Source organism: Kitasatospora sp. NPDC050463, from assembly GCF_040655255.1.
GTDB lineage: Bacteria > Actinomycetota > Actinomycetes > Streptomycetales > Streptomycetaceae > Kitasatospora.
Genome location: NZ_JBFAJO010000043.1, coordinates 71,358 through 79,320 on the forward strand (window position 1 = coordinate 71,358; position 7,963 = coordinate 79,320).

Below are 7,963 nucleotides of genomic sequence, written 5' to 3' on the forward strand. Positions count from 1 at the left end.
GATGGGTCAGCTGGTTCTGGTGCCGATTCTGTGCCCACGAGGCTGCGGATGCCTCCCGTGGGTAGGTCGGTGCCGCTACCAGTAGTGAGCAAGGCCGCCTATTTGCCGTTGGGGGATCTTGCTTGGGCGGACGTGGAGCGGTTGTTTCTGCGTCTCGCCGAACGGGACGGACGGGCTGAGTGCGCTGAGCTGTACGGGACTGCGGGGCAGAGCCAGGAGGGCATTGATCTGTTCGTCCGGAACACCGGGCGGGCTGGCGGAGGTCCTGGCGCGTCGTCGGCGCGTCGTTACACGACGTTGCAGTCGAAGGCGGTGAAGAGCCTGGGTCCTGCGAAGATCGCGGCTGCGGTCGACAAGTTCCTGGAGGGGTCATGGGCGGACCGCTCCGAGGTCTTCATCTACGCCACCACTCATGAGTTGAGGCCTACGCAGCTTGCGGATGAACTGAACGCCCAGGCAGACCGGTTGGAGGCCCTGGGGATCCGGCTGGAGCGGTGGGGTCGTGAGCGTATTTCTGAGCTGATGCGGGATCTTCCGGAGCTTGTGGACGACTTCTTCGGCCGCGAGTGGGTGAAGGAGTTCTGCGGCCCGCATGCGGCGGCTTCCTTGGAGGGGCGGCTGGAGGGGCAGGATGTGGCTGTGTTGCGGCGTGAGCTGCTCGTGCTCTACCGGGCGGCGTTCGCGGTGCAGGACACCGGTACCTCGTTGTTGGTACCTTCAGTGCCCGGCGGGCACATGGCGCCTGTGGGATTTGTCATGCTCGACATCGCCGAGGGCGGCGGCGATGCGGCTTTCGGTCGCATGGACGGTGCAGGAGTTCAGTCTCAGGACAAATCCACGTCCGCAGGGCCGGATGGTCCTGGGTCGCGGGCTGCCGAGAGTCAGCGAGACGGGGCTTTGACCTCCTCCTCCGAGGGCTCTGAGGACGCGGACCGGGAGTTGCTGGTGCTGGACCACCTCCTTCAGCGGGGGCGGTTGGAGGAGGACCTCGGAACGGGTGATATCTCTCGACTCCCGGTCGACGAGTGGCTCGCGGACGGCGTGCTGTCGGTGGTCGCGGGCCCCCCTGGTGCGGGCAAGTCGAGTCTGCTGCGACACATCGTGGCGGATCTGCTGGGGGACGAGCCGGGTTCGACCGCTCTGGCCGACCGGTTCGGAGATCGGCTTCCGGTCTGGCTTCCGTTCTCGTTCCTGTGTGAGCACGTACGCGAGAGCAGCGAACATTCGGTCAGTTCGGCGGTGCGGGCATGGCTCAGTCGGCATTCTGCGCAGTCTCTGCATGGTCTCGTCGACAAGGCCCTGAAGGACGACCGGCTGCTTCTGGTGGTGGATGGGCTTGATGAGTGGACAGATGAAGAGAGCGCTCACCCGGCGCTGAACCTGTTGGAGGCATTCGTCCGGGGTCGGAAGGTGGCAGCCATCGTTTCCAGCCGCCCGTATGCGCTGCGTCGACTTGTGACCCTCGCTGGATGGCGCGTCGGACACATCGCTCCGTTGTCGAAAGCCCAGCAACGTGCTCTGGCTGACATGGCGTTTGCCGCTTCCGGTCATACTCCGCCAGCAAGCGACACGGCGGCAACCGAGGCTGCGCTGTCGAGCAGCACCAGTGCGTCTTTGGCGAGCGCGGTGGACAGGTTCTGTCACGAGGTCGCTGGTGTGGCGGAGTTGGAGGTGCTGGCGCGTGTTCCGCTGTTCTTGTTGATGCTGGTCGGCATGTGGTCGGGGGGACCCTTGCCGGCTCGGCGTGTCCTGGCATACGAGCGGCTGGTCGATGTTCTGGTGGAGAGGCATCCCGCGATCAGACGCCGCGCCTCTCCCCGGCCGGGGCCGGGGATTGGCACCGAGGAGATGCGGCGGATTCTGGCTGCTGTGGCGTACCGGATGCGCTCACGCGACGCCGGGTTCGCGGCGGATGCACAGGTGTGGCGCACGGCGTTGACGGAAGTGCTTTGCGATGAAGATCTGTTTGGATGCGACCTACGGGAGGCGCGCCGACTGGCTCCGCAGATTCTAGAGGCCGCCGAAGGGGACCTCGGTGTGTTGGTCTCGCATGGGGCCGGGTCGATGGGTTTCGCCCACCGGGCGGTCGCCGAGCAACTGGCGGCTGAATGGCTGCTGACTCGTCCTCTGCCTGAGCAGCAGGAGGTGCTGCTCGGCCGGGCGCGCGATCGCTCGTGGCGGGAGGTGCTCCTTGCGGTGCTCGCTGGCCAACAGCGGCCCACCGACGCCGCGGCGCTGCTGGACACTGCAATCACAGCCGGTTCGGAAAATTCGATGCCGCTGCTGGGAGGTTTCGAGTTGGTAGCGGAGGCACTGGGTAGTGGGGTGCGCCTAACGCCCCGCGATGTCGGGCGGATGTGCGCTCGGATTTGCGAGCGGGTGGAGCAGCATCCGTGGATGCCTCACCGGGCCCGTCTGCTGTCTTCGCTGGTAGGTGCCCTCACTGATGCCACGGCCCGTAGGAGCTTGCTTCCCTGGTTCTCTCGGAAAATCATCGCGCGTACCCAGCAGCCTGGTGGTTGGTACGAGCTGTATCGCCCTGCCATTCCTGCAGAGCATGCGGCACCTGCTCTGCTGGCGGGTCTGCGGCACCCGTCCCCGCACGTCAGACGCGCCAGCGTGCTGGCTGTCACCAAACGTTTCGCCGGCGATCCCGGTATGCGTGATGCCCTGGCCGCGCTGGTGGTCGGGGCCGGAAATGCACAGACACAGGGTGCCGCGCTTGCGGCGCTCGTGAACGGATGGCCCGAGGACGACCGAACCGAAGAACTGGTTGCCTGGGGCCGCAGACAGCGCGCCACGGACATCAGGGCGGTTGCGATTCGGGCTGCCCGAGCTCGGCAGGCCGCGGCTGGCGATTCGGTTGTCGAGTGGGAGGACGGAGAACGCAGGTGGCTCCTGTCCGCGCTGGCCAGACGTTTCTCCACCCAGCGGGTGGAGGACGATGCGCTGGTAGAGATGGTGTGCGAGGCCGCTGCGGGTGACAGCAAAGTCCGCGACAGGTGTTTCGATATCCTCAGCGGTTCGCCCGGATCGCCTTCCCAAGTATGGGGAGACAACGATCTCGCATGGTGGGTGCTGCTGAAGGCTTTCGGGACGGACCGGGAAGTGATCGACTGGGCGGCCGCCAGGATCGCTTCTGAAGATCACTCCTTGGACAACCTCGCCATCGCACCTGCTCACTGGTCTGACGAGCCCGCCATCCGTGACGCAGTATCGCGCCGACTGCAGCGCGAGAAGAGCAGTCTGTGGGGAACACGTGACCTTGCGCGTCTATCACCGACACCGCAGACACGCGACCGACTGATTGCCCTCTGCCTCAGCGAGGACAAATGGCAGTCCCAGAATGCCGCGTCGGCGCTGATGGATTGCTTCGCGCAGGACACAGCCGCTATCGACGCCCTTCGCCGAAAGATTACTGCACCGGACGACGAGGCGGCCGCCTTCGCCCGGGTCGCGGGGCATGCACTGGGCGCCGAGGCCGGCATGGACCGTCTGATCGAACTGCTGTATGTCTGCGGCGACAAACATGTCACGGATATCATCTCCGCCATCGGACAATTGTGGCGCCGGTGCCTGGAGTCCGTTGATGGCAGTATTAACTCTGGGTTCGACCCTGCCCAAGCCGCCCGTGTGCTGCAGAACCATTCCCATCGCGACCTGGCATTGATGTGTCTCGAAGCAATTCCTGATAGGAACTACGAAACGGCCCGGGGCTGGACCATCGGCATGTGGCCGGAAATCCCCGAGATCGTGGAATACGCGCGCCAGGCGCTGGCCGGACCCGAGCCCGAGGTCGTGGGTGTTCTCTACGGCTACGGCCGCCAGTCCGGTCCGACAGCCGACCAGATCGTTTCCGACGCTGTCGCCCTGCTGTCTCCGCTGGAACCCGAACTGCGCATCGTCGCGGCGCAACAGCTTGCACGCCACGGCGTCGAGACCGATGTGGTCGTCGAGCTCTTGGAAGACTGGAGGTCCGACACTTCCCAGTCCGTCCGCCGGGCCGCTGCCTCCACCCTCGCCCGTGCCCTCGCCCCCATTGGCCAGGCAGTCGACGAAGCGGGCCAGCCAAGGCATCGCAGCGAAGCGTTGGAGCGTCTACGCCAGGAATGCCGCACAGATCTGCGTGCGTATGGACCCGACCTGGACGCCGTGCGTCGCACAGCATGGACCGTCATGCTGCTGCTGGGCGACGTCACGCTGCTGGACGGCCTTACGGAGCGCCACAACGCCGAACCTGTCAGCGTCGACCTCGCGCATGCGGGTGGCGCCCCGAACGCTCAACTGGCCGAGCTCATCGCCGCACACTGGTCACCCCTCCAGCAACAAAGCGAAGGGCTACTTGTAGAGCGCCTTTCCCGCGGATTCGGAGACAGCGAGTATCGGCGCGCCCAGACGTGGTCGGCTCTCGCTCCAGCAGCCACCCGTAGCGCGGACCTGAGCCGTGCGCTGCACGATGCTGTCTTGGCGCACCCCGAGCTGCTTCTGGACAGGCAGGTACTGGCTTGGTACGGCCAGGGCGATTCCTCGGACCCCCGGCTCATGGATCTCGCTATTCAGGCTGCCGATGCGCAGTACGGTGGAGAACCCGACCCTGTCTTCGACCTAGTAGGGTCCTCTCCTTTGACCCCGGCAGCCCGTCAGAGCCTCCTCAATCGCCTGATCGACCACAGGGATCACCCTGAGGCGTCTGCCTTGATCACCGACAAGAACATCGACTTCCACGTCACCAGTTGGCGAATCACCGTCCTGGCGCGGCTCCTGCCCGACGACCCCCATGCCCAAAGCCTCTACCGTCGCCTGGTCGCAGCCTCGATTACAGACGACGCTCTCCACTGGACCTGGGAGCAGATCTGTGCCGTTGTCTTCGGTCTCGCTCCCGCTGCCCACCTTCCTGTCCTCGTCCTGCGGATCAGTGCACAGCTACAGCGTTACGGGGACGAACACGCCGCCAAGTATCTGGTTGAGGCCATCATCCACCGCCTGCGCCGCGATCCTGAGGCAGAAGCGGCGGCCATTGCTGCAGTCCTGGAGCCGGAAAGCATCGAAATGAGAACGCCGCTGTGGGCGTCGGCCGACCAATTCCGCGACACCGACCCTCGCCAGCAACAGATCCTGCTCGCCGCAATCCTCACCGCCGCAGTAGGGCTCAGCCAAGAAGTGGCCGATGCCCTCATTCCGCTTGCTCACGCCGACGACGTGCTGGGCGACAACCCGTTGATGACGCCACGCCCGCTCGCCCTCGCCATCCTCGACCTTCTTGACACCGCCCGCTGAGGGCGTGTAAGCGATCTGGCTCATACAAGATTTTCGTAGCCGGTGATCGCTTCAACTTGCCTCTGGTGTTGGCTGGTTGGCGGTGAGAGGCTGGCTGTGTGTGTTGTCGTGGTGGGGGACCTTCTGCCGCAGCTGGCCGCGGTGCGGGTCGATCGGGTGGAGGCTGGCGGGGATCTGCTGAGGATCACGGCCCGGACCAGGGATGACGCCGAAGCGGCGTGTCCGGCGTGCGGGCAGGTATCGGACTGGGTGCATTCGCGATATGAGCGGCATGTCGCGGACGAGGCGGTCGGCGGCCGCCCGGTCGTGATCGACTTATCGGTGCGCCGTCTGTACTGCGAGAACCCGGACTGCGAGAAGGCCACCTTCGCAGAGCAGGTAGACGGGCTGACGAAGCGTTACCAGCGCCGCACGCCAGCCCTGCAGAAGGTGATCGACGCGGTCGCCGTGGCCCTGGCCGGGTCGGCCGGGGCCCGGCTGCTGAGTGTGCTGCACCAGGCGCTGTCCTGGGCGTGCGTACTGAATTGCCTGATGCGCGTCGCCCTGCCGGCCAGGGCCGTCCCGCGGGTACTGGGGATCGACGAGTTCGCCCTGCGCCGAGGCCACCGCTATGCCACGATCCTGATCGACGCCGTGACAGGTGAGCGGATCGAGGTGCTGCCGGACCGGAAGATGGAGACGGTCACCGCCTGGCTGAAGGACCACCCCGGTATATCGGTTGTCTGCCGGGACGGGGCCGGGGGCTTCGCGCAGGCCACCACGGACGCCAACCCCGCGATCACGCAGGTCTGCGACCGCTGGCACCTGTGGCACGGCCTGGCCGAGGCCGCGACCAGCGAGATCAGGGCCCACAGCGCCTGCTGGGCCAAGGCCGGCCCGCCCCTGCGGGAGGGCACCCGCGCCGCGACCACCCGCGAGCGGTGGCAGCAGGTCCACCAGCTCCTCGGTGCCGGGGTCGGCCTGCTGGAATGCGCCCGCCGTCTGGGCCTCGCCCTGAACACCGTCAAACGCTACGCCCGCCACACCGAGCCGGAACGCATGGTGACGGCGCCCCTGTACCGGCCCACCCTGGTCGATCCCTACCGCGACCACCTGCGCCGACGCCGCGCCGAGGACCCCGCGGTCCCCGTCACCCACCTCCTGGCCGAGATCAAGGAACTCGGCTACAGCGGCAGTGCGAACCTCCTGGTCCGCTACATCAACCAGGGACGGGTCGAGGCCGACCACGCCAGCCTCTCCCCGCGCAGAGTGGCCCGCCTCCTGCTCACCGACCCCGACCACCTGCGCGAAGAGCAGCTCGTGCTGCGCGACCAGCTCGCCGGGGCCTGCCCGGAGATGACGGCCCTGGCCGCCGCGACGACCGGCTTCGCCGCCCTGCTCACCCCGGCACCGGCCAACGCCGACGCGCTGACCGGCTGGATCACCCAGGTCCGAGCCGCGGACCTGCCCTTCCTGCACGCCTACGTCACCGGGCTCGAACGCGATCGCACAGCCGTCGAACACGCCCTCACCTTGCCCTGGCACAACGGCCGCACCGAAGGCGTCAACAACAAGATCAAGCTGCTCAAGAGGCAGACCTACGGCCGCGCCGGATACCGCCTCCTGCGTCAGCGCATCCTGCTCAGCTGACACACGCTCCGAAGCGATCACCGGCTACGAAAATCTTGTATGAGCCAACTTTCTGACACGCCCCGCCGGACGGCAGCAGCCGCTGCGCGGGTGCGGGCAAACCCGTGGGGAGGTTCAGCGACCCGCAGGCTGCGACGGCTTCTGCGGGGCCGGTTTCAGACGGCGGGGCGCTCGACGGCGAGTCCGATGCCGAAGGCGGCCAGGACCGCGCCGCCGATGCGAAGGATCGGGCGAGACGGATGCGGTCGTCGGCCCAAGCCCGTCGGCGGTGCCGCGGCTCAGGTCGGGCGCTCAGAGTGCCGCGGGTACCTCGTGCGTGCCGCCGCGCCCACCCGCGGTTGCCCCTACGGCGATCACGCTGGCCGTGTGGGGGCCCCGATGGGGCTGGCCGGTCAGGGCGCGGCGGCCAGTGGGATCCCTGACATCGCCGGAATGGCCGCCGGCGAACACGGATGGGGCTGCTGTTCGACGGCCGGACCGGGCGGGGAGTTCGACGACCCGGCAGCCGGCGGCGTTCAGGCGGTCACGGATGGCAGCCGCCTGAGCGTCGTCAAGGGAGAAGACCCACTGGCCCGGCACGAACACGACCTGGAACATGCCGAGTTCCGCGGCCGTGATCAGGTTCTGCAGGGCGGGTTTGTCAGCCGACCTGGAGGGCACTCCTGAGTCGATGAGCAGGCACGGCTCCACGAAGCCATGCCCCAGTGCGAGGCGGCGCAGCGCGTCGGCGAAGTTCCTCGTCTCCCAGGGATCGGCCGGGTAACAGCGCAGATAGCAGGCGGCCTGCGGGGCGGGGGCGTGCACCGTGGTGGCGGGTGCACTGCGCAGGAGCGTTTCGGTCGCCATGGTGGGGCTGCCTTTCAAGGAGCCGGGAGGGTCCGAGCGGGCGGCAAAAGCACCGCTGTTGGCACCGCTCAGGGGCCGCCGGTGCCAACAGCAGGCATGCGGTCGCGGGGAGGGGGAACTAGTGCCGCATCAAGCAACGTTCGCCCTGGCGACGACTGCGCGTAGGCGTTCGTCGGCGGCGTGCTTGTTCCGCCAGATGATGTAGCGGCGG

The 7,963-nt window shown here is 67.2% G+C and carries 3 protein-coding genes and 1 pseudogene; 2 read left to right on the plus strand and 2 right to left on the minus strand.

Translation table 11 applies throughout. The features are described from left to right. The first annotated feature begins 84 nt into the window (after nt 1-84). Nucleotides 85-5,277: an NACHT domain-containing protein gene (locus tag AB0J08_RS25620; protein ID WP_360638742.1), complete on the plus strand. Its 5,193-nt coding sequence runs from the start codon at nt 85-87 to the stop codon at nt 5,275-5,277. A gap of 96 nt (nt 5,278-5,373) precedes the next feature. Continuing rightward, complete coding sequence (locus AB0J08_RS25625; RefSeq protein WP_360638745.1) at nt 5,374-6,906, plus strand: ISL3 family transposase; 1,533 nt, start codon at nt 5,374-5,376, stop codon at nt 6,904-6,906. 291 nt (nt 6,907-7,197) lie between these two features. On the opposite strand, the gene AB0J08_RS25630 is transcribed toward AB0J08_RS25625, so the two are convergent. After that, nucleotides 7,198-7,752, minus strand: a complete 555-nt coding sequence (locus AB0J08_RS25630; protein WP_360638748.1) for a hypothetical protein — start codon at nt 7,750-7,752, stop codon at nt 7,198-7,200. 129 nt (nt 7,753-7,881) lie between these two features. Next, nucleotides 7,882-7,963, minus strand: a pseudogene (locus tag AB0J08_RS25635) (transposase); the annotation flags it as partial.